Here is a 25,729-nt window from a genome sequence, read left to right on the forward strand (position 1 = left end):
ATGACCATGGACCTCTCTCCCCAGGCTATCCTCCCCGCCGATCCGCAGGCCCTGCTGTTCGGGCGCGTATGGCTGCCCGGCGTCCAGGGTCCGGCGCTGGTGCGCGTCGACGGCGCACGGCTGACCGACGTAACCGCCAGCTTTGCCACCGCGCGCGACTTGTGCGAGGCGCCCTGCCCCGCGTCCGCGCTGCGCAGTGCGCCGGGCGCCGACCTTGGCAGCCTTGCCGACGTGCTCGCCAACAGCGATCCCGCCACACGCGATGCCTCGCGCCCGTGGCTGCTTTCGCCCATCGACCTGCAGGCGGTGAAGGCGGCCGGAGTGACGTTCGTCTCCTCCATGCTGGAACGCGTCATCGAGGAACGGGCACGCGGTAATCCCGAGGCCGCCGCCGGCATCCGCGCGCAAGTCCGCGATCTCGTCGGCGACGATCTGCGCGCCCTGCGGCCCGGTTCGCCGGAAGCCGCCGCGCTGAAACAGACGCTGATCGAGGCCGGTGCCTGGAGCCAGTACCTTGAAGTGGGCATCGGCCCGGACGCCGAAATCTTCACCAAGGCCCAGCCGATGGCCAGCGTGGGGGCAGGCAGCGCCATCGGCGTCCACCCCGCATCGACCTGGAACAACCCTGAGCCCGAAGTGGTGCTCATCGTCGCCTCGGACGGGCGTATCGTCGGCGCCGCGCTTGGCAACGACGTCAATTTGCGCGATGTCGAAGGCCGCTCCGCCCTGCTGCTCGGCAAGGCCAAGGACAACAACGCCGCCGCCGCCGTCGGCCCCTTCGTGCGGCTTTTCGATCGGGAGTTTGACCTTGCTGCGGTGGAGACCCTAAGCCTCACCCTGACGGTAACCGGCGAGGATGGCTTCGTGATGCAGGGCAGTTCGGAAATGCGCGAGATCAGCCGGGCACCGGCCGATTTGGTGGCGCAGGCGCTCAACGCGCACCACCGCTACCCCGATGGCATGGCGCTGTTTCTGGGCACGCTGTTCGCGCCCACGGAGGACCGCGACGATCCGGGGCGCGGCTTCACCCACAAGCCGGGCGACGTGGTGGGCATCGGCTGCGCGCAGCTTGGCACCCTGGTCAACCGCGTGGCCGCCACCGATCGCTGCGAGCCCTGGAGCTTTGGCGCCGGCGCGCTGATGCGCAACCTTGCGGCGCGGGGACTGCTGTGACCGGAAAGCCGAAGATCTTCCTCACCCGCCGCTGGCCCGAAGCGGTCGAGGCGCGCCTCGCCGCGCGATATGATACGACCCTGAACACCGCCGACCAGCCGCTGACCGAGGCCGATCTGGCCGAAGCGATGCGCACCCACGACGCGCTGTGCCCCACCGTGACCGACCGGGTGACGCGCGCGGTGCTGGCGGTGGAGGGGCGCCGCGCCCGGATCGTCGGCAACTACGGCGCCGGGTTCGAGCACATCGACCTTGCCGCCGCGCGTGAGGGCGGCATTGCCGTCACCAACACCCCCGACGTGCTGACCGAAGCCACCGCCGACATCGCCATCACCCTCATGCTGACGGCCATGCGCCGCGCTGGAGAGGGAGAGCGCGAACTGCGTGCGGGCGAATGGACAGGCTGGCGGCCCACGCACCTGCTTGGCCAGTCGCTGGACGGCAAGCTGCTGGGCCTCGTCGGCTTCGGGCGGATCGCCCGGGCCATGGCCAGACGGGCCGAAGCGTTCGGAATGCGCATCGCCTATCACAGCCGCCGCCCCGCGCCCGACATGCCAGCGAATGCCTACTTCGCCGACCTTGGCGAACTGGCCGCGCGCGCCGATGTGCTTTCGCTCCACGCACCGGGCGGGGCGGAAACGCGCCACATGGTCGATGCCGCGCTCCTCGCCCGCATGCCGGCCCACGCCGTGGTGGTGAACACCGGGCGCGGCTCCCTGATCGACGAGGCGGCACTGGCCGAAGCGCTGGCCGCACACCGGATCGCAGCAGCGGGTCTCGACGTCTACGAAGCCGAACCAAACGTCCATCCCGCGCTGGTGGGCCTGCCCAATGTCGTCCTGCTGCCCCACCTCGGCAGCGCCACGATCGAGGCGCGCACGGCGATGGGCATGAAAGTTGCCGACAATCTGGACCGCTTCTTCGCCGACGAGCCGCTGCTTGACCCCGTCGGTTGAGCGGGTCGCCGCAGCGGCCGGCGCCTGGCTGGACCAGGCCCAGCGGCCGATGGTGCTGGGTCTGTGCGGTTCGCAAGGGTCGGGCAAATCGACGCTTGCCAATGCCCTGAAGGCGCAGCTGGAAAAGGACGGTCGCCGCGCCGCGATCCTCTCGCTTGACGACCTCTACCTTGGCCGCTCCGCCCGCGCCGCACTGGCACGCGGCGTCCACCCCCTTTTCGCCACGCGCGGCGTGCCCGGCACTCATGATGCAGCGCGCGGGATCGCCCTGCTGGATGCGATCCGGGCCGGGCAGCCGGTCATCCTGCCCCGCTTCGACAAGGCCCGCGACGAACCCGCCCCGCAGGGCGATGAAGTGCCGGGCCGCATCGACCTGCTGATCTTCGAAGGCTGGTGCGTAGGTGCCCGCGCGCAGGACGACGCGGCATTGGCCTGCCCGGTCAATGCTCTGGAACGCGATGAAGACCCGGACGGCATCTGGCGAGGCCACGTAAATGCCCTGCTTGCCGGGCCTTACGCCGACCTTTTCGCCCGCATTGATCGCCTGGCCCTCCTCGCCGCGCCCGGTTTCGCGGTCGTGCGCGGCTGGCGGGGCCAGCAGGAAGATGAACTGCGGGCCCGCGTCTCGCGCGGAGAAGCCCAGGGAACCCAGGTTATGGACGAGGCCGGGCTCGACCGCTTCGTCCAGCATTACGAGCGGCTTACCCGCCACATCCTCGCCGAGATGCCCGGCTGCGCCGATCTGGTGCTGAACCTCGCGCCGGACCGCAGCCTCAAGGAAAAGCCATGATCGTCTCCTCTCCGCTCGATTTTCGCGAAGCCGCGCGGCGGCGCCTGCCCCCCTTCCTGTTCCACTACGTCGATGGCGGCGCGTTTGGCGAGGAGACCATGGCCGCCAACCGCAGCGCTCTCGCCGCGATCCGCCCGCGTCAGCGCGTCCTGCGCGATGTTTCCGCGCTGAGCCTGGAAACCGAGCTGCTGGGTGAGAAGATGGCAATGCCGGTGATGCTCGCCCCGATCGGCCTTGGCGGCATGATGCGGCGGCGCGGCGAACTGCAGGTGGCCCGCGCGGCCAGCAAGGCGCGCGTGCCCTATATCCTTTCCACCGTCAGCGTCTGCCCGCTGGGAGACGTGATCGCGGACTGCGGCCAGCCGATCTGGTTCCAGCTTTACGTTCTGAAGGACCGTGGTTTCATGCGCCACGCGCTGGAACGGGCGCAGGCGCTGGGCGTCACCAAGCTGGTCTTCACCGTGGACATGCCGCTACCCGGCGCGCGCTACCGCGATGCCCATTCGGGCATGAGCGGCCCGGCCGCGCCTTTGCGCCGGATGCTGCAGGCGATGACCCATCCCCGCTGGGCCTGGGATGTCGGCCTGCTCGGCCGCCCGCATGACCTCGGCAATGTCTCCGACTATCGCGGCAAGCCGACCGACCTTGCAGACTATATCGGCTGGCTGGGCGCCAACTTCGATCCTTCGATCACATGGTCCGACCTCGAATGGATCCGCGATTTCTGGAAAGGCGAGATGATCGTCAAAGGCGTGCTGGACCCCGAAGATGCGCGCGATGCAGTGCGGCTGGGCGCGGACGGGGTGATCGTCTCCAACCACGGCGGGCGCCAGCTCGACGGCGCGGTCGCCACCGCCGAAGCCCTGCCCGCCATCGCCGATGCCGTGGGAGACCAGCTGACGGTGCTGGTCGACGGCGGCGTGCGCACGGGGCTCGACGTGGTGCGTATGCTGGCGCTTGGCGCGCGCGGCGTCCTGCTGGGGCGCGCCTATATCTACGCGCTCGCGGCCGGGGGCGAAGCGGGCGTAGCGCAGCTGCTGGACCTCATCGCCCAAGGTATGAAGGTCACCATGGCGCTGAGCGGCGTGACCTCCATAGACCAGATCGGCCGCGACATGATCGTGTGAAGGCTTGGCACTCCCCTCCAGTTATGTAATACATCATACAACATATCTGGAGGGGAGGAGCAGGATGGTCCGCGTGATCGAACGTGCGGAATTCAGCCGCCGCGCGGTTGCGCTGGGGTTCGGCGCCGCGTTCGCGATGGCGGCGGGCCCGGTCAGGGCTGTGGGCGCGCTGACAGGCTTCCACAACGTGCGCGACTACGGCGCGATCGGCGACGGCACCGCGATCGATTCGGACGCATTCAACCGCGCCATCGCCGCCGCCAGCGCCGGAGGCGGGGGCACTGTCGTCGTTCCGCCAGGCCATTACCTGTGCTTTTCGATCAGGCTGCGCAGTCACATCACGCTACTGCTGATGCCCGGCAGCGTGATCGAGGCCGCCGATCCGCGCCGCCACAAGGGGCACTACGACCTGCCCGAAGGCGTCTTCGACGAACAGTTCGTCGATTACGGCCTTGCCCACTTTCGAACCAGCCTGATCTATGGGATCGATCTTAGCGACGTGGCGATCATCGGGCGCGGGCTGATCCATGGCCTCGGGCTGGACCGCGAAGGCCCGGCGCCGCGCTGGCACGGCGTGGCGGGTTGGAAATCGCCCGCTGAACTTGGCCTTTCCGCCGATGCCGCCCGCCGCGCCGGCCCGCGAGAAATGGCCTATGAAGGGCGCGGCAACAAGGCGGTGGCGCTCAAGCGCTGCAGCAATGTCCTCCTGCGAGACTTCACGATCCTGCAAGGCGGCCATTTCGCATGCTACCTGCTGGGATCGCAGGGCGTGACCATCGACAATCTGACGGTCGACACCGATCGCGATGGCATCGATATCGACTGCTGCCGCGACGTGCGGGTGACCGGCTGCACCGTCAACGCGCCCAAGGACGACGCGATCGTGCTCAAAAGCAGCTACGCACTGCAGGAGCCGGTGTTCTGCGAGAACGTCATCGTCACCAATTGCACGACCAGCGGATACGATCTGGGCGCCGTGGTCGATGGCAGCTATCGCCGTTCAACCTATCGTTCGGTCGACGATGTGGGGGTTCTTGGCCGGATCAAGCTAGGCACGGATTCGGCCACCGGCTTTCGCAACATACTGATCGCCGACTGCACCTGCGAAAACACGCGCGGATTGCAGCTCGGCGCCATCGACGGCGGCATTCTGGAGGACGTTACCTTCAGCAACATCACTTTGCGCAGTCCCGTCAACCACCCGATCTTCGTGCGCCTTTCCGCCCGCAATCGCGCCCCGCGCGGCAATGGCCCTTCCAGGGTCCGACGGGTCCGCTTTTCCGACATCAACGTCTCGGACGCGCCCTTTGCCTATCCCTGCGGCGTGGTCGGCAACCCCGGTGCGCCTATCGAGGATGTGACTTTCGCCAATGTCCATGTCCGTTCGGCAGGCGGCGGAACCGACGATGACGCGCGCCGGGCGATACCGGAACGGCCAACTTCCAGCCTCGAACCCAGTTTCATGGGTACACTGCCGGCTCACGGCCTCTATGTGCGCCATGCCCGCAACGTGGTTTTGCGCGGCGTCACCTTCGATGTCGCCGCTCCCGATGCCCGTCCCGCCGTGGTCTTCGACGACGTCATGGGCGGCGTGGTCGAGGGCCTGCGCTCGACCCGCGACCGCACCGATGCGGTCCGTTCCACAGCCAGCAGCGGCATCGCGATCGGCGATGTCGCGAAACTCGCCTGAAAGGTCGTCAATGCCTGATACGTCCGCGCGCCATTTCGCCGCGCCCCTGCTCGCCGCGCTGCTCGTTTTCGTATCCACCCCGGCTTTGGCCGCCAGTGAGCGCGCGCTTGCCGAAGGGTGGCATTTCGTGAAGACGGACGCGGCAGGAGCAGAGGCGCCCGCCTTCGACGATGCCGCGTGGCAGACCGTGACCGTGCCCCACACCTACAATGCGGCGGATTCGGGGATCGGCGGTGCCAAGGCGCGCGGCGAACCCGAAGGCGTCTATTATCGCGGCCCGGCGTGGTATCGGCTGAACTTCGAAGCCCGGCCCCAGCCCGCCAAGCGCTACCTGCTGGACTTCGGCGGCGCGGCGCTGAAAGCCGAAGCCTGGCTCAACGGCGCCCGGATCGGCGGCCACAAGGGTGGTTACGGCGCCTTTCGCTTCGACGCCACTTCAGCGCTGCGCGAAGGCCGCAATGTGCTTTCGGTGCGAGTGGACAACGCCCGCGACACGCAGATCGCACCGCTCAACGGCGACTTCAACGTCTTTGGCGGCCTCACCCGCGCGGTCGGCCTGATCGAGACGGACGCCTTGGCGATCGACCGGCTGGCCCATGCGGGGCCCGGCCTCAAGGTCCGCACCGCAGCCCTGACCGGGCGGGACGCCGCCATCGACCTGACCGTATCCCTGCGTAACGACCGCAAGTCACCGGCACGCTTCGAGGTCGCCAGCCGGATCCTCGACGCCGAGGGCAAGGTCGTTGCCCGCGCAGCACGATCCGCCCAGCTTGCGGGCGGGGCGTCCAGCGATCTGGAACAGGCTTTTACCCTACGCAATGCGCGGCTCTGGCAGGGCATCAAGGCGCCCTATCTTTACCGCGTCGTCACGGAAGTCAGCGAGGGCGGGCGGATCGTCGACAGCCAGAGCGCACCGCTTGGCGTGCGCACGGTGGCGGTGCGCAAGGACGGCACGTTCCTGCTCAACGGCGCGGCCTATCCGCTGCGCGGGGTGAACCTGCAACTGCCCACCCGTTTCGGCCGGGGGCCAGTGGTGACCGATGCCGAGATCGACGAGGACCTTGGCCTCTTCGCCGAAATGGGCGCCACTGGCCTGCGGCTCGCCCATATGCAGCATCCCGCGCGGGTCTATGAACGCGCGGACGAACTGGGCCTGCTGGTGCTGACCGAGGTGCCGCTGATCGACGATCACGATCCCTCGCCCGCCTTCCGCGAGAACCTTGTCGAGCAGATGCGCGAATTGATCACGCAGACCGGCAACCACCCGTCAGTCGCGCTATGGGGCATCGGCAACGAGATCCGCCAGTCCGACGAAGCATCCAACCGCATTCTCACCGAGCTTCAGGCCGCTGCCAAGGCGCTCGATCCCACGCGCCCGACCACATACGCACATTGCTGCCTGGACGACGCCGACCCCATCGCCCGGCACAGCGACACGGTATCCTACAACCGCTACTTCGGGTGGTACTGGACCAAGTCGGAAGATATCGGGCCCTGGGCCGACGAATTGCACGCCAAGCTGCCCGGCCGGCCCATCGGCGTCAGCGAATACGGCGCCGGCGCCAGCGTACTGCATCAGGAAGACCCGGTGATGAAGCGCCCGGAATCCAATGGCTACTGGCACCCCGAACAGTACCAGACCGACTTCCATATCAAGCACTGGCGCGAAATGAAGAAGCGCCCGTTCCTGTGGTCGACCTTCGTGTGGGTCGGGATCGATTTCCCGTCGTTCAAGCGCAACGAAGGCGACCGCCCCGCGATCAACGACAAGGGTCTGGTGAGCGAGGACCGCAAGGTCCGCAAGGATGCCTGGTACTGGTATCAGGCCAACTGGTCGGACCGGCCGATGCTGCACATCGCCAGCAGCCGGGATACCAACAAGCGCACCGCGCGGGTAACCGTGCAGGTCTTTACCAACCAGCCCGAAATCGAACTGCGGCTGAACGGTGCGCCATGGGTCAAGGTGCCGGTGGACGATCACATCGCCGCCTGGCCGATCGATCTGGCAGCAGGCGCCAACCGTGTCGAGGCGCGGGCGGGCTCCGCGCTGGCAGACGCGGTGGACTGGACCTGGACGACGCGACCCTGAACGAAAAAGGGGCCGCCCGCATCGGCGGACGGCCTCCAGTCGGGGGGGTAATCGGGATCAGCCGGCGACGGTGAAGCGGTATTCGCCCGAGCCTGCCTCGACGACGAAACGGTCGCCCCGCAGGCCAACAACTTCGAGGCCCGGTGCGCCGGCCAAAGATCTCCCGCCTTCACGGATTGCCTCGGCGGATGGGGCAGGCAGGCAGATTTCGGCGCGCGAATTGGCGGGCACCGTGATGCGCGCCTCGAAGCGGCCCGGCTCGGCCCGCCAGTCTGTGACGATGCGGCCCAGCACGCTATCGTAGATCGCACCGCCGCGCGGCAGGCGCGGGTCGAGCACGGGATCGAAGCGCCACTTCAGAAAGCCGGCCTCTACCGGGTCGATGCCGGCGATACGGCGGAAAACGAAGCCCGCCACCGCGCCCAGCGCATAGTGGTTGTAGGAATTCATGGAGGCATCGACCATGTCGGCGTTCCACCGTTCCCAGATCGTGGTCGCGCCCTTGGCTATCATGTAGCCCCATGAAGGGAAGGCCGTGCGCAGCAGCAGGTCGTAGACCAGCCCGTGCTCGCCCTGATCGGCCAGGGCGTCCAGGCTGAACGGCGTGCCAAGGAACCCGGTCGAAAGGAGAGTGCCGCGCCTGCGGATATCGGCAACCAGCCGGGCCGTCGCCGTTTTGCGCTGCGCCTCGGGCACAAGGCCGAAACGCAAAGCGAGGATATAACCGCATTGCGAACCGTTGCCGATGCTGCCGTCCGGCTGGACGAATGCAGCGGCGAAAGCGGCGGCAATGTCTCGGGAAAGCTGCTCGTAGCGCACCGCCTCGGGCAGGCGTTTTGAGGCGCGCGCCATATCCGCCATCGCATCGGCGGAACGCTTCCACATGGCCGTGGCGATGAGGTCCTTGGGCGTCGTCTCGTCACCCGGCTCCTTGGCGTCCAGGGCCACCCAATCGCCGTAGTCGTAGCCGCGCAGCTTGCGCCAGACGTGGTCCGGGTTGTTCTGGGCGATGAACTGCATGTAGCGGCTCATCGCCGACCAGTTGCGGTCGACGATGGCGGTGTCGCCGTAGCGCTGCCACACCGTCCAGGGCAGGATCACCCCGGCATCCGCCCAGCCCGGCGATGCGCCCAGCAACTGGTCGCGCCAGCCCGACGGTGCGTAATCGGGAAACTCGCCGCGCGGGCCCTGCGCATCGCGCATATCGCCCATGAAGCGGCGGGTGAAGGGCCCGACGTCCATGGCGAAGGCGGCGGCGTCCCAGAACACGTTGGCATCCCCCGTCCAGCCCAGCCGCTCGTCGCGCTGGGGGCAGTCGGTGGGCACGCCGAAGAAGTTGGAGCGCTGGCTCCAGCGACTGTTCTGCAACAGGCCCTGGATGATGCGATTCTCTATCAGCGGCCGGCCCGTCTCGGGCAGCGCGCTCGACACGACGATGCCGGTGATCTCCTCCGGCGTGGGTGCACGGTCAAGTCCGCTGACCTCGACATAGCGGAAACCGAAATAGGTGAATTGCGGCTCGTAGACCTCGCCTGCCGGATCGCCGCGCAGGGTGTAAAGGCACGCACACCGCGCCGAGCGCAGGTTTGCCTGATCGACCGCGCCATCCGCGCCCAGGATTTCGGCAAAGCGCAAGGACACCTGCTGCCCCGCGCTTCCCCTCACCTTGATCCGCGCCCAGCCCGCGAAGTTCTGACCGAAATCGACGACATACCGGTCCCCCCCGGTACCGGCGCCAACGCTGGTAATGGATTTGGGCGCCAGCCGCTCGATCGGCAGCAGCGGCGGCGATACGTGGGCGACAAGCGCACAAGGCGGCGCCTTGCCGATGCGCGCCGGCACCCAGCCCTTGCCGCGAAAGCCGGGGCTGGACCAGCCGGGCTGCTCAAGCCGGGCGTCATAATCCTCGCCGTAATAGATTTCGGCCTGCGTCACCGGGCTTTCAGGGCGAAGCTGCCAGTCGCCATCGGTCGTCACCAGCGAGCGGGTGCCGTCCGTGTGCTCGATCTCAAGCTGCGCGAAAAGGCGCAGCGGCGGATCACCGAAAGCATAGCGTCCGGCCGGGGCGTGATAGCTGCCGTACCAGCCCTCTCCCAGCAGCGCGCCGATCGCATTGGCGCCGGGGCGCAGCAGCTTGGTCACATCGTAATTGCGATAGAGCGCGGTGATGCGAAAATCGCTGCTTTCAGGGGCCAAGCAGGCTTCGCTCACCCGCTCGCCGTTGATCTGCGCCGCATAGGCACCCAGCGCGGTCATGCGCAGCCGCGCCTGCGCGACCGGCTTGGCGATGCGAAAATCGCGCCGCAACATATAAGCGCCGGCACGTGGCCAAGCCTGCGGCTGATGGACGGAGCGCGCCGCCACCTGCCACCCGTCATCGTCGAAACCGGGTGCAGCCCAGTCCTGCGGAGCGTGCGTTGCCGTACGCATGCCCTCGCTGATGATCCGCCGGGCGCCGGCGCGGATCATTGCCGCAGCGGCAATCTCATGGATCTTCGGGCCGTTGAAACCGCGCGGATTTTCGACCCGAAAGCCCAGAACATGCCGCCCCGCATCAAGGTTGAGCGCCGTCACCGCCACCGGGTCGATGCCGAAGCGCTTGAAGCCCACCGGCACTTCCACCTGCTTCCCGTCGAGCCACAGCGTTGACTTGAAGTTGGCGATCGTAAACAGCGTGACCTCGCCCGCCTTGTCGAGATCGAAGGCCAAGCGGAAGTAGCGCGGGCTGTCATCCTCGGTCCGGTCGCCGCGCATCCACGCGAGACCGGCAGAGCGATCGGCGCGCTCAAGGTCGGTTTCGGCCTCGATCCACTTCGCCTGCCAGTCCGCTTCGTCCAGCAGGCCCATTTCGAAAGTCGCCACGGGGCTTTGCGCGCGGCCACCGGCGTCGTCGCGCACCAGCACCCGCCAATACACCTTCTGGCGCGATTTCAGCGCAGCGCCGAGCCAGCCCATATCCATGCTGCGCTGGGTCAGCACTTCCCCGGCATGCCACAAGTCGGGCTTTCCCGCTTCGAGCAGCGCCAAACTCGACGCCGCCTGAACCTCGCAGCGCGCCTGGACCACACCGCGCCGGTCGCTTTCAAGACGCCATGAAAGGCGCACGTCCTGCTGATCCAGCCCGATCGGATCGACCAGCCCGTCGGCGCGCAAGTCGATGATGCGCAGGCCCGGCCCGGCTTGCGCCATCGCCGGCCCCAGCGGCACTCCGGCCGCCGCGCCGATTGCGCCCGCGCCCTTCAGGAGGGCGCGGCGGTCGATTCCTTCGCCGGGCCCGCTCATGGCCGCACTCCGGCGCCGTCGATGACCGCGCGGGCCTCGGCCGGCCAGTTGCGGTCGGGGACGAGGCGATTGTCCCGCTCGACGTTGCCGATCTCCTCCAGCCAGCGCCCGCCGGTGGTGTTGACCGTGTGCCAGTTACCGCTCGCCACATTATCAGTGGAGATGCGCCGGCGGTACATCGCCCCCGCTGTGTTGATGTTGAGCCACTTCCCGCCCGTCTCGACCACGTTTCCGGTGATGTTGAAGTGTTTCGAACCTTCGTCGAGGTAGATGGCGATGCGGTTGCCGATGTCGAAGATGTGGTTGCCCCGGATCACCGCGCCGGGGTTGGCGGAAAGGTTGTAGATTGCGCCGCCGTCCATGAACCACGTCTTCACGCCATGGATGCGATTGCCCTCGATCACGGTGTCGCGCAGGGTCGTGGGCGTGGTGAACTTGCGGTTGTGGACGTAGCCCTTGGCGTTCTCGTCATAGTTCGGATTGCCGCCCGCGTCGTTGTAGCCCCAGCCCCAGCCCACCGCTATGCCGTCGTAAGGCGCATCGGTGATGTCGTTGTGGGCGATGCGCGCGCCGCTGACATATGTGGTGAGGATCGCGGCGTTGTCGCGGTAGTCCTGGCTGACAGTGGCCACCGTGTTGTCCTCTATCGCGAGGTCGCGGTTGACCAGCTTCGGGTCATCGGGATGGTGCGCATCCAGCCGTATGCCGCCCGCCATGATCGCGCTGCCGGAAAGCACGGCGAAGCGGTTGCGGGTGACGCGGATGCCTTGCGCCGCCAGCCCCACGCCGGAAAGGTTGGCATTGGCATCATTGCCTATGCCCAGCGCGATCTGGCCCAGCTGCGAAAACGTATTGCCAGAGAACGTTACGTCACGCGCGGCGGCGACCTGTACGGCAGCGGGCATCTGGTGCCACTTCTGGCGCATCGATTCGAATTCGACGCAGCCCCAGCCGCAACTCTCCCAGGCATCGGCGGGACGGATCGGCGAGGTTTCGAACAGGAATGCCCCGCTCTGCTGGTTGGCATAGCCGGTATCGCGCGACGGGCCGAGCCAGCTGGTATGCGAGAAGCGCAGCCCTTCGAAGCGCAGGCGCTCCACCGGCGCATCGGGCGTGCCGGCGATCGAGACGAGCGTTTCGAGGCGCGGCACGATCACTTCGCGCTTCGCGATGTCCTCGTCCAGTCCCATCCGCAAGTAGAGCTTGCCCGCTTCGGGATCGATCACCCACTGGTAGGGGCGCGAATGCCATTCGTTGGCCTTGCCGATGAACTCCACCGCATTGACGAGGAACAGGCGGCTGTCATCGGCGAAGATCGGCTTCGAGATCGTGTCGTAGCCCCAGGTGTTGTTGTCCCAGGCGGGCTGGCGCATGGTGACGCGCGTGCCGGCAATGCTCTTCACCGGGGAGAAACGGTCAGTGAAAAAGCCGGTCGCTTCCAGTTCCACGCGGCCGGGCCGTGCCAGTTTGGACAGCCATTCCAGCTTGGGATTGGTCACCGTGAAACCCTGCGCATCGAACTTCACGTCCGCTGCGCGGATTTCGAGCCAGGGCCGCTCCGCCAAAGTACCGTCGACCCAGACCTGACGGGTGTCGGCGCCTTTGGGCACATCGGCCACCCAGATCCGCCGCTCGGCATCGAAAGGCTTGAAACCGGTGACCGCCATGCCGCCGGACAGCATCGGATGCGCGTCCTGCGCCGCCTTCCAGGTGACGGTGTGGCCATTGCGGCCGCCGTCCGCAGCCCGGAAAAGCAGCGGCGCGGTGAGCCGGTACGTGCCCTCGCCCACCAGCACGGTCACGTCCGACCTGGCATTGCTTTGGCGCACCAGTGCCTGCGCCCGCGTCAGGGTGAGCACCGGGCGCGCCTGGGTGCCGGGGCTGCGATCGCTGCCCTGCGCCGAGACATGAATTTCAACGCCCGAGGGCTCTGCCCGGTCCTGCGCGATTGCCGGCAGGCTGCTGGCTCCGGCGGCAAGCCAGGCCAGGTGGCGCGCGATGCGGCGGCCCTCGATCATATTCCTCTCCCTTGTTATTGTGCCGCGGTGGCCGCGGTCAGTTCGTCCAGCCGCCGTCGATGACGTTGACCGTGCCGGTGGTGAAGGCGGATTCGTCGGATGCGAGGTAGACCGCCAGCGCCGCCAGTTCCTCAGGCCGCCCAAAGCGGCCCATGGCCTGCCTTGCCGTGAACTCGGCATAGGCCTTGTCGAAATCGCCGGTATCGTGGAGCCGTTGCAGCAGCGAGGGCGTCTCCACCGTGCCCGGGCAGATGGCGTTGCAGCGGATGCCCTTGGTCACGAAATCCACCGCGACCGATTTGGTCAGCCCGACCACCGCCGCCTTGGTGGCGGAATAGGCAAAGCGGCTCGGCACCGCCTTCACGCTGGAGGCGACCGACGACATGTTGATGATCGAACCGCGCCCCATGGCGATCATGTTTGGCAATATGGCGCGGATCATTCGGTACTGCGCGGTAACATTGAGCGTGTTCGAGAAAGCCCAGGCATCCTCGTCGCAATCGAGGATGGTGCCGGGATGGACAAAGCCCGCGCAGTTGAACAGCACGTCCACGTCGCGGTGCGCTTCGGCCACGGCCAGCACTGCCGCGGGGTCGGTCACGTCGAGCACCAGCGTCTCCGCGCCTGCGAAATCGGCGAGTGGTTCGGCACGGATATCCGTTGCGATCACCCGCGCACCTTCGCGCAGGAAAGCCTCCGCGCTGGCCCTGCCGATTCCCTGCCCGGCAGCCGTTACCAGCGCGGTTTTTCCAGCTAGACGCCCCATGCCCTCTTCCTTCTTACATAATATGTATGATGAATTAAGCGCATGAGGCGAACCCTGTCAATCGGCCGCAACGAACTCCTGACGCTGCGCGCCCAGTTTCTCGATGCCAAGCGTGACGACGTCTCCGGCCTTGAGGTACCAGGGTTCCGGCTTCTGGCCCAAGCCCACGCCGGGAGGCGTGCCGGTGGTGATGATGTCGCCGGGCATCAGAGTCATGAACTGGCTGAGGTAGGAAACGATCTGCGCGACCGTGAAGATCATCGTCGACGAACTGCCGTTTTGCACCCGCTTGCCGTTGACTTCGAGCCACATCGACAGCGCCTGCGGATCGCCCACCTCGTCAGCGGTCACCATCCACGGGCCGACCGGACCAAAGCCGGGGAAGCCCTTGCCCTTGTCCCAGGTCTGGCCGCGTTCCTGCTGCCACTCGCGCTCGGACACATCGTTGATTACGCAGTAACCCGCGACGTGATCGAGCGCCGAAGCCTCGTCCACGCGGTATGCTTGGGCGCCGATGACGACGCCGAGTTCGACTTCCCAGTCGGTCTTGCGCGAGCCGCCGGGGATCGTCACCGGGTCGTTCGGGCCCTGGATGCAGGTCACCCACTTGTTGAACACCACTGGCTCATCCGGGATCGGCAGGTTCGATTCGGCCGCATGGTCGGCATAGTTGAGGCCGATGGCGACGAACTGGCGCGTCCCTGCCACGCAGGCGCCGTAACGCACCGCTCCGTCGATCAGCGGCAGCGATGCCGGGTCGATCGCCGCAATGCGGGCCAGCCCTTCGGCGCCCAGCACGGCACCATCGATGTCGGTCACATGGGCAGAAAGATCGCGGATGCCGCCATCGGCATCGATCATCGCAGGGCGCTCGCTTCCGGGTTCCCCAACGCGGCACAGTTTCATTCTTGGCATCCTTTCCATCAATACCGATCAGCGGCATGGACAGCCGCTTGCGATGTTGTATGATGTCGTATGTTTATCTCGTGCGCAAGAGGCGCGGAGGATTCAGGAGCGGGCATGAAAGGGAACGAGGCAATCTTGCGCGAGGGCGGTCATCTCAGCGGAGCGGCGCTGTTCGGACGGCGCGCAGCCCTTGCCGGACTGGGCGCACTGGCAGCATTGCCTGCCTTCGCGGCGGAAGGTGAGCGCAGCGCTCCCTTTGCACAGGGGCCAATCGCGGACGTGCGGACTTTCGGCGCGCGCGGGGACGGCGCCGCGATCGACACCCCTGCCATCAACCGCGCCATCGAAGCGACAGCCGCAGGCGGCGGAGGCGCGGTGATGGTCCCCGCCGGGCGCTACCTGTGCTTCTCGATCCGGCTGCGAGACAATGTGACGCTGTGGCTGGCAGCCGGCGCGGTCATCGTCGCCGCCGATCCCGGCACGCACGGGCGTCACTACGATGCCCCGGAAAACTACCTTGAGGAGCAGTTCCAGGACTTCGGCATCACCCATGTCCGCAACAGCCTGATTTCCGCCGACGGCATCGCCAACGCCTCGATTGTCGGCGAAGGCATGCTGCATGGGCTTGGGCTGGACCGCGAAGGACCGGGCGATCGCTGGCATGCCCGGGCAAACTGGCAATCCGCCGCCGCGCTCGGCATCAGCCCCCGCGAACTCGCGCTGCGGGACGAGGCGGAAGCGGCTCAGGTCGGCCGCGCCAACAAGACCATCGGCCTGATGAATTGCCGCAACGTCAGGCTTGAAGGCTTCACCATCCTGCAAGGCGGGCATTTCGGCGTGATCGCCCATGGCTGCTCCAACCTGGTAATAGACGGCCTGACGGTGGACACCGACCGTGACGGGATCGACATCGACTGCTGCCGCGACGTGCGGGTAACCAACTGCCTGGTCAATGCGCCCAAGGACGACGCCATCGTCCTCAAAAGCAGCTTTGCTATGGGCCGCGCGGTCCCTTGCGAGAACATCCTGATCGCCGGCTGCCGAACCAGCGGTTTCGCCATGGGCTCGCTGCTTGACGGCACTTATCGCCCTTCCGAATACCGTTCCCCCGATGGGCTTGGGCCGCTGGGCCGCATCAAGCTGGGCACTGAAACCAACGGCGGATTTCGCAACGTGCGCATCGCGGACTGTATATGCACCGCAAGCCGGGGTATCCTTGTCGGCATCGTCGACGGCGGCACTCTGGAAGACGTGAGCGTCTCGGGCGTGATCCTGCGCGACCCGGTCAACCACCCCCTTTTCGTCCATCACGCTGCCCGAATGCGCGCGCCGCGCGGCACACTGCCGGGCGCCGTCCGCCGGATCAGCTTCGACGGCATCGAAGTATCCGGCGCCAAGGCGGCATTCCCCTGCGGCGTGGAGGGCATCGCCGACGGTCCGGTAGAGGACGTGAGCTTCCGCGACATCCGCGTAACCGCGCGAGGAGGCGGCACCGACGCCGATGCACAGCGCGAACCCGAGTACCGGCGCGAGACCAGCCTTGAGGTGAGCTACCTGAAGACGCTGCCCGCCCACGGCCTCTACGCCCGCCATGCGCGCCGACTGACCGTGCGCGGCTGCGATTTCCGCCTGGAAACCCCGGATGCGCGTCCGACCATTGCCCTGCGCCATGTCGAAAGCGCCCTGATCGACGGGGTAACCTCGCCGCAGCCGCGTGAAAGGATGATCTCGATGGACAAGACTTCCCGCGCCGCCCTCGGTAACCTGCAGACCATGACATGACCCGGCGCCGCGTCCTCGATTCCCACCAGCATTTCTGGCGCATCGATGCGCCGGAATGCGCCTGGCCAGATGCCGACTGGCCCCTGCTGCACCGCGACTTCCTGCCGCAGGACCTTGCCGCCGCAGTCGCCGGGGTCGACCTTGCCGGCACCGTGCTGGTGCAGTCGCAGCCCGATGACCGCGACACCGACTGGATGTTCGAAGCTGCCGCCAGCGATCCGGTGGTGCTGGGCATAGTTGCCTGGGCGGCGCTGGACGCCGCCGACGCTCCCGCGCGTGTTGGCCAGCTTGCCGCCCGGCCGAAATGCCTGGGCCTGCGCCCGATGTTACAGGCCATCGCCGACAGCGAATGGATCACGGGCGATGCGCTGCGCCCTGCCATCCAGGCGATGATCGCAAATGGCCTGTGCTTCGATGCGCTGGTGGAGCCGCGCCATTTGCCCGCGCTGGCCCGCTTCGCCCGGCAATGGCCCGGGTTGCAGATCGTCATCGACCATGGCGGCAAGCCCGATGCCGCCAACCTGATGCTCGATCCGTGGCGAGACGACATGGCCGCTCTGGCTAGCTTTCCCAACGTCTGGTGCAAGCTTTCAGGCCTGCGCACGCAGCAGCGGCAGGGTCAGGACCCCGCCCTCCTCGCGCCTTATGTCACGCATATCCTCGCCTGCTTCGGTGTGCGCACGATGTGGGGAAGCGACTGGCCGGTGCTGCTGCACATGGGCGACAGCTATGCGGACTGGATCAAGGATGCCCTGATGCTCGCAGGCGATATCGGCGAGGCCGGGAGCACCCGCCTGCTGGAAGGCGCCGCCCGTGAATTCTATGGACTCGGTTGAAGGAATGGCCGTGCAACTTTTCCCCGGCAAATTGGGCTTCGGCGCGGCGGCGGTGGGCAACCTCTACCGCCCGATAAGCGAGGACGACGCGCGCACCGTGATCGAGGCTGCCTGGCAGGCGGGTCTGCGCTATTTCGACACCGCACCGCATTACGGCTTCGGCCTGAGTGAAAAGCGGCTCGGCGAAGCTCTCGCCGTGCTGGATCCGGGCGGCGAGGCGATCGTCTCGACCAAAGTAGGCCGCCGCCTGGCCCCGGCGCCGGAGGCGGACTTAACGGCCGTGCGGCAGGGCTTCGTCTCGCCAGAACCGTTCGAGAGCGTATTCGACTACAGTTACGACGCCGTCATGCGATCCTATGAGGACAGCCTTGCACGGTTGAAACGCCCGTCGATCGACATCCTGCTCGCCCACGACATCGGCAGCTACGCGCACGGCGCCGACCATGCCCGGCGCATGCAGGAGTTTCTCGGCGGAGGGCTGCGTGCCATGCGCGAATTGCGCGATAGCGGCGCGGTCAGGGCCATCGGTCTGGGCGTCAACGAGGTCGCGGTCTGCGAGGAAGTGCTGGGCCATGCGGACCTTGATGTGATCCTGCTGGCCGGTCGCTACACGCTGCTCGAACAGTCGCCCCAAGAGCGCCTCTTCCCGCTCTGCGCCGCGCGCGGGGTCCGGGTCGTCGCCGGGGCACCGTTCAATTCGGGGATCCTTGCCAGAGGCGTCAGGCACGCCGCGCCGGCCCCTTACGAATATGGCGCAGCCCCCGCGCAGATCATCGAGAGAGTTGGCCGCATTGAGGATATCTGCGCGGACTTCGCCGTGCCGCTGGCTGCAGCCGCCCTCCAGTTCCCGCTGCGCCATCCCGTTATCGACGCCGTGATTCCGGGCATGGCCACGCCTGCGGAACTGAAAACGGCGGTAACGCTGATGGCCAGCCCGATCCCCGAGGCGTTCTGGACCGCCCTTGCCGAATGCGAACTGATCGCCCTCCCAGGCCCGGTAGCCTGACGCCTCGCTGACACCTCAGGCGCATCGGTTGCCGGTGTCAGCGAACCTCGCCCAGTGGCTTGCCTGCCGTCTCGGGCGTGAAGCGCAGCGCCGCCAGGCCGACGAGGCAGGCCGCGATCATAACCCAGGCCGGCATCATCGAGTTGCCGGTCAGCTCGATCAGCGCTGAATTGAAGGCCGGCGCGGTGCCGCCGAACAGCGATGTCGATACGTTGTAAGCCACCGCGAACCCGGCGAAACGCACGCTGGTGGGGAAAAAGGCAGGGAACGTCGCCGATATCGTCGCCAGTTGCGGCACGTAGAGCATGCCAAGCAGTGCATAGCCAATCACCGCGCCCGCCAGTCCCAGCCCCATCAGGTGATAGAGCGGCACCACCGCCACGATCAGCCCGATCAGCGAAAAACGCCACAGAGGCTTGCGCCCGATCCGGTCGGACAGCGCGCCCGCGAAGGGCAGCAGCATCATCATGAACACCATGCCCGCGATCGGCACCGCCAGCGCCGCATCGGTGGAAAGACCCAGGCGGCGCTCCAGATAAGTCGGCATGTAGCTCAGCAGCGTATAGTTCACGACGTTGAGCGCCACCACCAGCCCGCCCATCGCCAGCAGCGCGGTGCGGTGACGGGCGAACAGATCGCGCAAGGGGGAAGCGCTGGCGGCGGCCTCCTCACGCTGCTCGGCTTCGAGGAACAGCGGCGTCTCGGCCATGCGCGAACGCAGGTAGACGCCCACGAAGCCCAGCGGCCCGGCCAGCAGGAACGGCAGGCGCCAGGCCCAGTCGCGCATGGCGCCCTCGCCCAGCAGCAGCGAGAAGCCCAGCATCAGCAGTGCCCCCGCGCAGAAGCCCGCCAGCGTGCCGACCTCCAGGAAGCTGCCGTAAAAGCCGCGTTTCGCATCGGGCGCATATTCGGCCATGAAGATCGCCGCGCCGCCGTATTCCCCGCCGGTCGAGAAACCCTGCACCATGCGCAGGACGATCAGCAGCACCGGTGCCGACATGCCGATCATAGCGTAGGAAGGGATCAGCCCCACCGCCACCGTGGCAGCCGCCATCATCACGATGGTGATGCCCAGCACCGCCTTGCGCCCATACCTGTCCCCCAGCGGCCCCCAGAAAAACCCGCCCAGCGGCCGCACCAGAAACGAGATCGCGAAAGTGGCGAGAGCGAACAGCGTCGCCTCGGACGTTTCTCCGGGAAACAGGGCAGCGGCGATGTAGCTCACGCCGTAGGCATAGATGCCATAGTCGAACCACTCGGTCGCATTGCCGATCGCGGAGGCGGCGATGGCGCGGTGAAGGACGGCGGGAGACATCGCGGATGGGGCATTGGCGGCGGTCATGGCGTGCTTTCTTCCGAGGCGACCGGATCGAGCGCGGCGGACATGGGCGTCGTGCGCGGCAGCACGACGTAGCTTTCCTGAAGATGGGCGGGCACCGGCTCGGACCTGACCTGCCGCCACAGCCCGAAGGCAAGCGCGGCCCCGGCGCAGGCGGCCACGAACAGGAAAAGCCCCGCCGTGCCGACCACGGTCATCGCCAATGCGCCAAGCGAAGGCCCGAGCGCCGCGCCCAGCGAATAGAGCAGGACCAGCCCGCCACTGGCGGCGACCCGCTGCTCCGGCGAAAGGTGGTCGTTGGTATGGGCCACGCACAGCGGATAAAGGGCGAAGCTGAGTCCCCCGAACAGAGCGCCGAAGATCATCAGCGGCGCCGTGCCCGTGGTCAGCGCGATGGCGAGGCTGGCGGCAAGTGTCCCGGCAAAGCCGATAACGATCACCTTGCGCCGGTCCATCCGGTCCGACAGGCGGCCGAGCGGCCATTGCAAGGCAACGCCGCCCATAATCACGACGCTGATGAACAGCGCCGTCCCGGCAAGGTCCAGCCCGGACCTGCGCGCATAGACCGCGCCCATCGCGTAGAATGCGCCCAGCATCACCCCGGTCATGAACGCGCCGACGATGCCCAGCGGGGAAACCGCGTAAAGCTCGCGGAACGATAACGAAGTGGCTTCTCCCGGTGCGGGCGCGGCGATGCGGGTCAACACGACCGGCACTGCCGCCAGCGAGATCAGGATCGAACCGACCATCAGCGGCATCGTCGGCGAAGTCTCGCCCAGGTTGAGGGTGAACTGGCCGATCGCCTGCCCGCCATAAAGCGCGATCATGTACCCCGCCAGCACGCTACCCCGCCCCGCGCCCTCAGCCCGCTCGTTGAGCCAGCTTTCCAGGCAGACGTAGATCCCCGCAAGGCATATGCCGTCGGCAAAGCGTAGGACGCCCCAGAACAAGGCATCGCTGTGGATCGCATAAGCCAGAGTGCTGGCGCTGAGCACCGCGACGAAGGCGGCGAACGCGCGGATGTGGCCGATCCGGCGCAGCAGCGCAGGCGCGCGCAGCGATCCCGCCACCAGCCCGGCGAAATAGGCAGTGCCGACCAGTCCGATCGCCAGCGTCCCGCTGCCCGCGCGTTCAAGCCGCACGCTTACCAGCGTGTTCATGAAGCCGCCGCCCGCCATCAGGATGAAGATGGCGAGCAGCAGGCTGCGCACGGGAAGAATGGCGTTCAGCATGGCCCTATCAAGCGGCCAATTCCTTGGTCGGTTCCTCGGCCTTGACGTCGGCAAGGGAGGCGCCTTCGACCAGAACCTTGTGCAGCACGCGCACGGCAGGATCGAAATCCTCCACCGCGACGATGAACTGCACATCGACGTTGCGGATCTGGTGCTGCATCGCGGCCATGCCGATCCCTGCGCCGCCCAGAGCCATCAGCGCGCGGGGGACAAGCCCCGGCTCGGCCAGGTCGCTGCCGATCACCGAAACCATCGCCACTGGCTGCACCGTCACCGCAGCACCGGGCCAATGCGTCTCTATGTCGGAGACGATGCCCGCCATCTGCGCCGTATCGGTGCCCGACAGGTAATGGGTGATGGTGTTGGCGTTGGAACTTTTACTGACGATCCAGGCGCCGTGCCGCGTCAGCGTGTCCAGGATCGCGGCGTCGTAGCCCTTCTCGCCCACCATGTCCTGTTCGAACACCTGCAGCGCCTGCACCGATGAAAGCCCGGTGACGATCTCCACGCGCGGACGCTCGGAAACATAATCGCCGCAGATCAGCGTGCCGCCGTCATGCCGGTCGAAGGTGTTGCGTACCCGCAGCGGAATGCCCGACTGGCGCAGACCCCGCCCCGCACGCGGATGGATCGCCTCCATGCCGAGGTTGGCGAGTTGATCGGCAACGTCGTAGTTGGTGCGGCCGATCTTGCGGGCGCGCGCTTCGCCCACAAGCCGCGGGTCGGCGCTGGAAAGGTGGAATTCCTTGTGGATGATCGCCTCGCGCGCCTGGGTCAGCACGGCGATGCGGGAAAACGTCATCTCCGAGTAGCCGCGGGCATAGCGGCGCACCATGCCGCCCTCGCACCCGGCATAGCCGGTGACGATGGGCATCTGGCGCGCAAGGTCGATCGGCGCCAGCGCTTCGACGATCCGTTCGTCCAGGCTGCACATGTCCTCGTTGTTCCACAAGGTCAGGTCGACGAACACAGCATCGACGCCCCTGTCCCGCAGCATCAGCGCGGTGGAGTGCGCCGAATGGGCCTCGCCCAGCCCGGCCAGCATTTCGCGCACGGTGGTCATCTGCTCCTTCAGGCAGAAGCGGCCATGGGCGCGCAGCCGGTCCAGGTCGTCGAGACAGGTTTCCAGCGCGGCAATGCGCGTTGCAACAAAGGCATCGGCCTCGGCCCGGCTCTCGGCGCGCGCGAACATCTCGGCGTTGCGGACCGTCATTGCGTCCATCACTTCGGCCAGTGCGGCGCGCCAGGCGCCGGGCGTCTCGTTCCGAATGAAATGGGCGTGGACGCCGGCACGGCCGCTCTTCTTGTGTTCCAGCAGCAGGTCCGTCATCCCGGCATAGGCGGAAACGACGAAGATGCGGTTGTAGAGGTCTGCCCCCTCCCGCCCCGCGACCAGCACGTTGTCGAAGACGGTGGAGGTTGCGGCCATCGAAGTGCCGCCGATCTTTTCCACGGAATGGGTCCGGGTCATGCGGCTACTCCTTCAAGGATCTTAGCAATTTCGCCGGAGACGGGAACCACGCTCTCCGCGCCGCGCGCGGCGATGAAGTCCGGGCGCGGCGTGGCAGCCGCGAAGGGCGCCGCCAGCCGGTTGCTTACCGCGTTGTAGACGAGGAAGGCATTGGCGCGCGGGAACGGCGTGATGTTGCCGTTGGAGCCGTGCATCGTGTTGCAGTCAAACACGATCACCGTGCCTGGACCACCGGTGGGTGCGACGATGCCTTGGCGGTGCGCCAGTTCGGCCAGCGTGTTCTCATCGGGCACGCCATATTCCTGCCGGCGCAGCGATGCCTTGTAGTGGTCGTCGGGCGTCTCGCCCACGCAGGCCACGAAGACATGCTGCGATCCGGGGATCACCATCAGCGGGCCATTGTTGGGCGTGTTTTCCGCCAGCAGCACCGACATCGACAGCGCGCGCATATGCGGCATGCCGTCCTCGGCGTGCCAGGTTTCGAAGTCGGAGTGCCAGTAGAACTCCTTGCCCTTGAACCCCGGTTTGTAGTTCAGCCGCGACTGGTGAAGGTAGACCTCGTCGTCCAGCAGATAGCCGGCGACCCCTGCCAGCCGTTCGTCCGCGGCCAGCCGCGCCATCAGCGGGCTCTGCGAATGGATCTCGAAGATCGAACGGATCTCGCGGCTGCCGGGTTCGGCGATCACGGTTTCGTCCTTCAGCCCCGCCGGGTCGCCCAGCAGGCGCCCGGTTTCGGACTGGAGCACGGCCATCTCGGCTTCGGAGAACACGTCCTCAAGCACCAGATAGCCATCGCGGTCGAACTGCGCGATCTGCTCGGCACTGAGCGGTGCGCCGGGCTGCCATGCCCGCCGGGCGACAGGCTCGGAGCGGGCGAAAAGCTGCGGTTCGCCGGTGCGGCGGGTGGGATAATGGTCCTGCATCAAGTAAGCCCCTGCCTCCTCACTCCACCAGCGCGGGTTCGCGCGCGTCACCGGCATCGGTGCCGGTATCGGCGGGATAGGCGCCGCTTTCGTCATGCACTTCGCGCCCGGTGACCGGCGGGTTGAAGACGCAGGCGCACAGGATGTCCTCGACGGGGCGCACGATGTGCTTGTCGTTGTTGTTGAGCGCATACATCACGCCTGCCTTCAGCTCGTGCGTCAGGCCGGTGCCAAGGTCCTCGATGGTTCCCGAGCCTTTGAGCACCAGCACGGCTTCAAGGTGATTCTGGTAATGCATATGCAGTTCCTCGCCCGCGAACATCGTCGTGACGTGGAACGAGAAGCCCATGTCATCGTCCTTGAGCAGCAGGCGGTCGGAATGCCAGCCCTTCGATTCGACGTGAGCGTCGGACTTGCGGATTTCCTTGAGTTGGCGAACGATCATATTATGTAATTCCTTTAATGGAGGGAAAGAAAGCTCAGGCTGCGACGCCTAGCTTGCGCTGGTGCAGCCTGGCGACAGGCGCGATCGCCCCGGCGACCGCTTCCTCCAGGATGTCCAGCCCGGCTTCGAGGATGGCGTCCTCGATCGTCAGCGGTGCCAGCACCTTGACGATCTCGTCATGTGCGCCGCTGGTCTCGATGATGAGGCCTTCGTCGAAGCAGGCCGAAGTGATTTTCGACGCGACTTCACCGCTGCCCACGTTGATGCCGCGCATCATGCCCCGGCCGCGCGTGGAAAGCCCGTGGCGCTCGGCCATGCGTTCCAGGCGGCGTTCGAGAATACCGCCGCGCCGGGCGACCGCGTCGGTAAAGGCCGGATCGGCCCAAAATTCGCGAAGGGCGGCGGCGGCGGTGACGAAGGCGTGGTTGTTGCCCCGGAACGTGCCGTTGTGCTCACCGGGCGACCAGATATCGAGGTCGGGCCGCATCAGCGTCAGTGCGAAAGGCAGGCCCATGCCGGAAAGCGACTTGGCCAGCGTGACGATATCGGGGGTGAAGCCCATGCTTTCGAAACTGAAGAAACCGCCGGCACGCCCGCACCCGGCCTGGATGTCGTCGACGATAAGCAGCGCGCCGTGTTTCTTCGCCAGCGCGGCGATGCGGCGCAGCCACTCGGGACGCGCGGCGTTGAGGCCGCCCTCGCCCTGCACGGTTTCCACCAGAAAAGCCGCCGGCGCATCAAGTCCGCTGGACGGATCGGCCAGGCGCTGTTCCAGCAGGTCGGCGGTGTCCACCTCCTCGCCGTAATAGCCGTCGAACGGTTCGTGGCTGACATGGCTGAGCGGAACCCCGGCGCCGCCGCGCTTGCCGGCGTTGCCGGTGCAGGCCAGCGCGCCCAGCGTCATGCCGTGGAAGCCATTGGTGAAGGCCACCACCAGTTCGCGCCCCGTAACCTTGCGCGCCAGCTTGATCGCCGCCTCGACGGCATTGGTGCCCGTCGGCCCAGTGAACATGACGCGGTAGTCCAGCCCGCGCGGCTCGAGGATCACGTCCTCAAACGTGCGCAGGAACGCGGACTTGGCATCGGTGTGCAGGTCCAGCGCATGGGTCACGCCGTCGGCGGCGATGTAATCCATCAGCGCGGCCTTGAGCACCGGATGGTTATGGCCGTAGTTCAGCGAGGAGCAACCCGACAGGAAATCGAGATAGCGCCCGCCTTCGCTGTCGTGAAGCCACGGTCCTTGCGCCTTGCCGAACTGGCGCGGCATCGAACGCGAATAGGTGCGCACCTGCGATTCGCGGCGGTCATAGATCTTCGTATCCGGCGCAGCGGCGCTCGGCATGGGGGTCGTCAGCATTTGGAAATTTCCCTGTTCAGGTAGTGGGGGCGGACGGAAGCAGGGCGATGTTCGCCTGCCATTCCGTGTCGTGTGCCCCTGCGAAGTGCGCATCGCGCTCGAAGCGCCCGGATTTCGAGAGGCTGGCGCCGCGGCGGCGCGCGAAGGCGCCAAACAGCGCCCAGGAGGCCGGGTTGGCCTCGGTAATCGTTGTGGTTAATGTGACGGCGCCCTGAACGGCCGGAAGCGCGGCCAGTTCGTCCAGCATCCGCCCGCCCAGACCCTCGCCGCGCGCCGAAGCGGCAACGGCAACCTGCCAGACGAAGATGCGTTCGGGGTGCGAAGGCGGGCGGTACGCCGAAATCCACCCGACGATCACGCCGCCGCGCTCGGCGACCACGCAGGTTTCGGCGAAATCGCTGCACTGGAGCAGGTTGCAATAGGCCGAATTGGGATCGAGCGGCGGAGAGGCCGCGATCAGCGCGGTGACGGCGGGGCCGTCTTCGGCAGTGGGCCGGCGCAAGGTCGGCGGGGTAGTGCGATTCACAGGATCAATGCCCCC

At 66.9% G+C, this 25,729-nt stretch carries 20 protein-coding genes; 9 read left to right on the forward strand and 11 right to left on the reverse strand.

Translation table 11 applies throughout. From position 1 onward, the window contains the following. Positions 1–6 precede the first annotated feature (6 nt). The 6 genes from TQ38_RS19150 to TQ38_RS19175 all read left to right on the forward strand — a co-directional run bounded on the left by TQ38_RS19150 (position 7) and on the right by TQ38_RS19175 (position 7,825). Entirely contained in the window at positions 7–1,173 is a 1,167-nt protein-coding gene (locus tag TQ38_RS19150; RefSeq protein WP_205316191.1) for a fumarylacetoacetate hydrolase family protein, read from the forward strand. After that, entirely contained in the window at positions 1,170–2,129 is a 960-nt protein-coding gene (locus TQ38_RS19155; protein WP_043975713.1) for a D-glycerate dehydrogenase, read from the forward strand. The genes TQ38_RS19150 and TQ38_RS19155 overlap by 4 nt, the downstream gene beginning before the upstream one ends. Continuing rightward, the gene (locus TQ38_RS19160; RefSeq protein WP_043975715.1) at positions 2,113–2,919 is read left to right on the forward strand and encodes an adenylyl-sulfate kinase; all 807 of its coding nucleotides are present in this window, start codon (positions 2,113–2,115) and stop codon (positions 2,917–2,919) included. Before TQ38_RS19155 ends, TQ38_RS19160 begins: the two co-directional genes overlap by 17 nt. Beyond that, positions 2,916–4,046, forward strand: coding sequence for an FMN-dependent L-lactate dehydrogenase LldD (gene lldD / locus TQ38_RS19165; RefSeq protein ID WP_043975717.1), 1,131 nt, complete (start codon positions 2,916–2,918; stop codon positions 4,044–4,046). Before TQ38_RS19160 ends, lldD begins: the two co-directional genes overlap by 4 nt. Before the next feature lie 64 nt (positions 4,047–4,110). After that, positions 4,111–5,736, forward strand: a complete 1,626-nt coding sequence (locus TQ38_RS19170; protein ID WP_043975719.1) for a glycoside hydrolase family 28 protein — start codon at positions 4,111–4,113, stop codon at positions 5,734–5,736. 10 nt (positions 5,737–5,746) lie between these two features. After that, positions 5,747–7,825 carry a glycoside hydrolase family 2 protein gene (locus TQ38_RS19175; protein ID WP_052505734.1) on the forward strand — a complete coding sequence of 693 codons (2,079 nt, stop codon included), beginning with the start codon at positions 5,747–5,749 and terminating at the stop codon, positions 7,823–7,825. A 57-nt stretch (positions 7,826–7,882) separates the two neighbouring features. Here the strand turns inward: TQ38_RS19175 and TQ38_RS19180 are convergent, their stop codons facing one another. The 4 genes from TQ38_RS19180 to TQ38_RS19195 are packed head-to-tail and all read right to left on the reverse strand — an operon-like array spanning position 7,883 to position 14,797. Beyond that, positions 7,883–11,107 carry an alpha-L-rhamnosidase gene (locus TQ38_RS19180; RefSeq protein ID WP_043975720.1) on the reverse strand — a complete coding sequence of 1,075 codons (3,225 nt, stop codon included), beginning with the start codon at positions 11,105–11,107 and terminating at the stop codon, positions 7,883–7,885. Then, on the reverse strand, positions 11,104–13,125 hold the full coding sequence (locus tag TQ38_RS19185; protein WP_043975722.1) for a right-handed parallel beta-helix repeat-containing protein: 2,022 nt from the start codon (positions 13,123–13,125) through the stop codon (positions 11,104–11,106). Before TQ38_RS19185 ends, TQ38_RS19180 begins: the two co-directional genes overlap by 4 nt. Before the next feature lie 37 nt (positions 13,126–13,162). After that, positions 13,163–13,891 (reverse strand): SDR family oxidoreductase, encoded by a 729-nt coding sequence (locus TQ38_RS19190; protein ID WP_043975723.1) that lies wholly within the window; start codon positions 13,889–13,891, stop codon positions 13,163–13,165. Between the two features lie 57 nt (positions 13,892–13,948). Beyond that, positions 13,949–14,797 carry a fumarylacetoacetate hydrolase family protein gene (locus tag TQ38_RS19195; protein WP_043975724.1) on the reverse strand — a complete coding sequence of 283 codons (849 nt, stop codon included), beginning with the start codon at positions 14,795–14,797 and terminating at the stop codon, positions 13,949–13,951. A gap of 114 nt (positions 14,798–14,911) precedes the next feature. On the opposite strand from TQ38_RS19195, the gene TQ38_RS19200 reads away from it, so the two are divergent. Genes TQ38_RS19200 through TQ38_RS19210 form a run of 3 tightly spaced genes read left to right on the forward strand, consistent with a single transcriptional unit; the run spans position 14,912 to position 18,421 of the window. Further along, the gene (locus TQ38_RS19200) at positions 14,912–16,579 is read left to right on the forward strand and encodes a glycoside hydrolase family 28 protein (protein ID WP_052505735.1); all 1,668 of its coding nucleotides are present in this window, start codon (positions 14,912–14,914) and stop codon (positions 16,577–16,579) included. Next, positions 16,576–17,415, forward strand: coding sequence for an amidohydrolase (locus TQ38_RS19205; protein WP_043975726.1), 840 nt, complete (start codon positions 16,576–16,578; stop codon positions 17,413–17,415). Before TQ38_RS19200 ends, TQ38_RS19205 begins: the two co-directional genes overlap by 4 nt. A gap of 4 nt (positions 17,416–17,419) precedes the next feature. Further along, complete coding sequence (locus TQ38_RS19210) at positions 17,420–18,421, forward strand: aldo/keto reductase (protein ID WP_043975845.1); 1,002 nt, start codon at positions 17,420–17,422, stop codon at positions 18,419–18,421. Positions 18,422–18,458: 37 nt separating this feature from the next. Here TQ38_RS19210 and TQ38_RS19215 read toward each other — a convergent pair whose 3' ends face one another. Genes TQ38_RS19215 through ectA form a run of 7 tightly spaced genes read right to left on the reverse strand, consistent with a single transcriptional unit; the run spans position 18,459 to position 25,714 of the window. Further along, entirely contained in the window at positions 18,459–19,763 is a 1,305-nt protein-coding gene (locus tag TQ38_RS19215) for an MFS transporter (protein ID WP_043975727.1), read from the reverse strand. Further along, a complete protein-coding gene (locus TQ38_RS19220) occupies positions 19,760–20,992 on the reverse strand; it encodes an MFS transporter (RefSeq protein ID WP_043975729.1) in 1,233 nt (410 codons plus the stop codon). The genes TQ38_RS19215 and TQ38_RS19220 overlap by 4 nt, the downstream gene beginning before the upstream one ends. 7 nt (positions 20,993–20,999) lie before the next feature. Further along, positions 21,000–22,463 (reverse strand): aspartate kinase, encoded by a 1,464-nt coding sequence (locus tag TQ38_RS19225; RefSeq protein WP_043975731.1) that lies wholly within the window; start codon positions 22,461–22,463, stop codon positions 21,000–21,002. Next, positions 22,460–23,386 carry an ectoine hydroxylase gene (gene thpD, locus TQ38_RS19230; protein WP_043975846.1) on the reverse strand — a complete coding sequence of 309 codons (927 nt, stop codon included), beginning with the start codon at positions 23,384–23,386 and terminating at the stop codon, positions 22,460–22,462. The genes TQ38_RS19225 and thpD overlap by 4 nt, the downstream gene beginning before the upstream one ends. Positions 23,387–23,405: 19 nt before the next feature. After that, positions 23,406–23,831 (reverse strand): ectoine synthase, encoded by a 426-nt coding sequence (locus TQ38_RS19235; RefSeq protein WP_043975733.1) that lies wholly within the window; start codon positions 23,829–23,831, stop codon positions 23,406–23,408. Positions 23,832–23,865: 34 nt separating this feature from the next. Then, positions 23,866–25,188 (reverse strand): diaminobutyrate--2-oxoglutarate transaminase, encoded by a 1,323-nt coding sequence (ectB, locus tag TQ38_RS19240; protein WP_043975735.1) that lies wholly within the window; start codon positions 25,186–25,188, stop codon positions 23,866–23,868. A 16-nt stretch (positions 25,189–25,204) separates the two neighbouring features. Continuing rightward, the gene (ectA, locus tag TQ38_RS19245) at positions 25,205–25,714 is read right to left on the reverse strand and encodes a diaminobutyrate acetyltransferase (RefSeq protein ID WP_205316170.1); all 510 of its coding nucleotides are present in this window, start codon (positions 25,712–25,714) and stop codon (positions 25,205–25,207) included. Positions 25,715–25,729 lie beyond the last annotated feature (15 nt).

The organism is Novosphingobium sp. P6W, assembly GCF_000876675.2.
Classification (GTDB): Bacteria; Pseudomonadota; Alphaproteobacteria; order Sphingomonadales; family Sphingomonadaceae; genus Novosphingobium.

What these genes read in the sequence shown, in the direction of transcription:
- TQ38_RS19150 (WP_205316191.1), top strand. Translation starts at nt 7, where the DNA reads ATGGACCTCTCTCCCCAGGCTATCCTCCCCGCCGATCCGCAGGCCCTG.
- lldD (WP_043975717.1), top strand. Translation starts at nt 2,916, where the DNA reads ATGATCGTCTCCTCTCCGCTCGATTTTCGCGAAGCCGCGCGGCGGCGC.
- TQ38_RS19170 (WP_043975719.1), top strand. Translation starts at nt 4,111, where the DNA reads ATGGTCCGCGTGATCGAACGTGCGGAATTCAGCCGCCGCGCGGTTGCG.
- TQ38_RS19175 (WP_052505734.1), top strand. Translation starts at nt 5,747, where the DNA reads ATGCCTGATACGTCCGCGCGCCATTTCGCCGCGCCCCTGCTCGCCGCG.
- TQ38_RS19180 (WP_043975720.1), bottom strand. Translation starts at nt 11,107, where the DNA reads ATGAGCGGGCCCGGCGAAGGAATCGACCGCCGCGCCCTCCTGAAGGGC.
- TQ38_RS19185 (WP_043975722.1), bottom strand. Translation starts at nt 13,125, where the DNA reads ATGATCGAGGGCCGCCGCATCGCGCGCCACCTGGCCTGGCTTGCCGCC.
- TQ38_RS19190 (WP_043975723.1), bottom strand. Translation starts at nt 13,891, where the DNA reads ATGGGGCGTCTAGCTGGAAAAACCGCGCTGGTAACGGCTGCCGGGCAG.
- TQ38_RS19195 (WP_043975724.1), bottom strand. Translation starts at nt 14,797, where the DNA reads ATGAAACTGTGCCGCGTTGGGGAACCCGGAAGCGAGCGCCCTGCGATG.
- TQ38_RS19200 (WP_052505735.1), top strand. Translation starts at nt 14,912, where the DNA reads ATGAAAGGGAACGAGGCAATCTTGCGCGAGGGCGGTCATCTCAGCGGA.
- TQ38_RS19205 (WP_043975726.1), top strand. Translation starts at nt 16,576, where the DNA reads ATGACCCGGCGCCGCGTCCTCGATTCCCACCAGCATTTCTGGCGCATC.
- TQ38_RS19210 (WP_043975845.1), top strand. Translation starts at nt 17,420, where the DNA reads ATGGCCGTGCAACTTTTCCCCGGCAAATTGGGCTTCGGCGCGGCGGCG.
- TQ38_RS19215 (WP_043975727.1), bottom strand. Translation starts at nt 19,763, where the DNA reads ATGACCGCCGCCAATGCCCCATCCGCGATGTCTCCCGCCGTCCTTCAC.
- TQ38_RS19220 (WP_043975729.1), bottom strand. Translation starts at nt 20,992, where the DNA reads ATGCTGAACGCCATTCTTCCCGTGCGCAGCCTGCTGCTCGCCATCTTC.
- TQ38_RS19225 (WP_043975731.1), bottom strand. Translation starts at nt 22,463, where the DNA reads ATGACCCGGACCCATTCCGTGGAAAAGATCGGCGGCACTTCGATGGCC.
- thpD (WP_043975846.1), bottom strand. Translation starts at nt 23,386, where the DNA reads ATGCAGGACCATTATCCCACCCGCCGCACCGGCGAACCGCAGCTTTTC.
- TQ38_RS19235 (WP_043975733.1), bottom strand. Translation starts at nt 23,831, where the DNA reads ATGATCGTTCGCCAACTCAAGGAAATCCGCAAGTCCGACGCTCACGTC.
- ectB (WP_043975735.1), bottom strand. Translation starts at nt 25,188, where the DNA reads ATGCTGACGACCCCCATGCCGAGCGCCGCTGCGCCGGATACGAAGATC.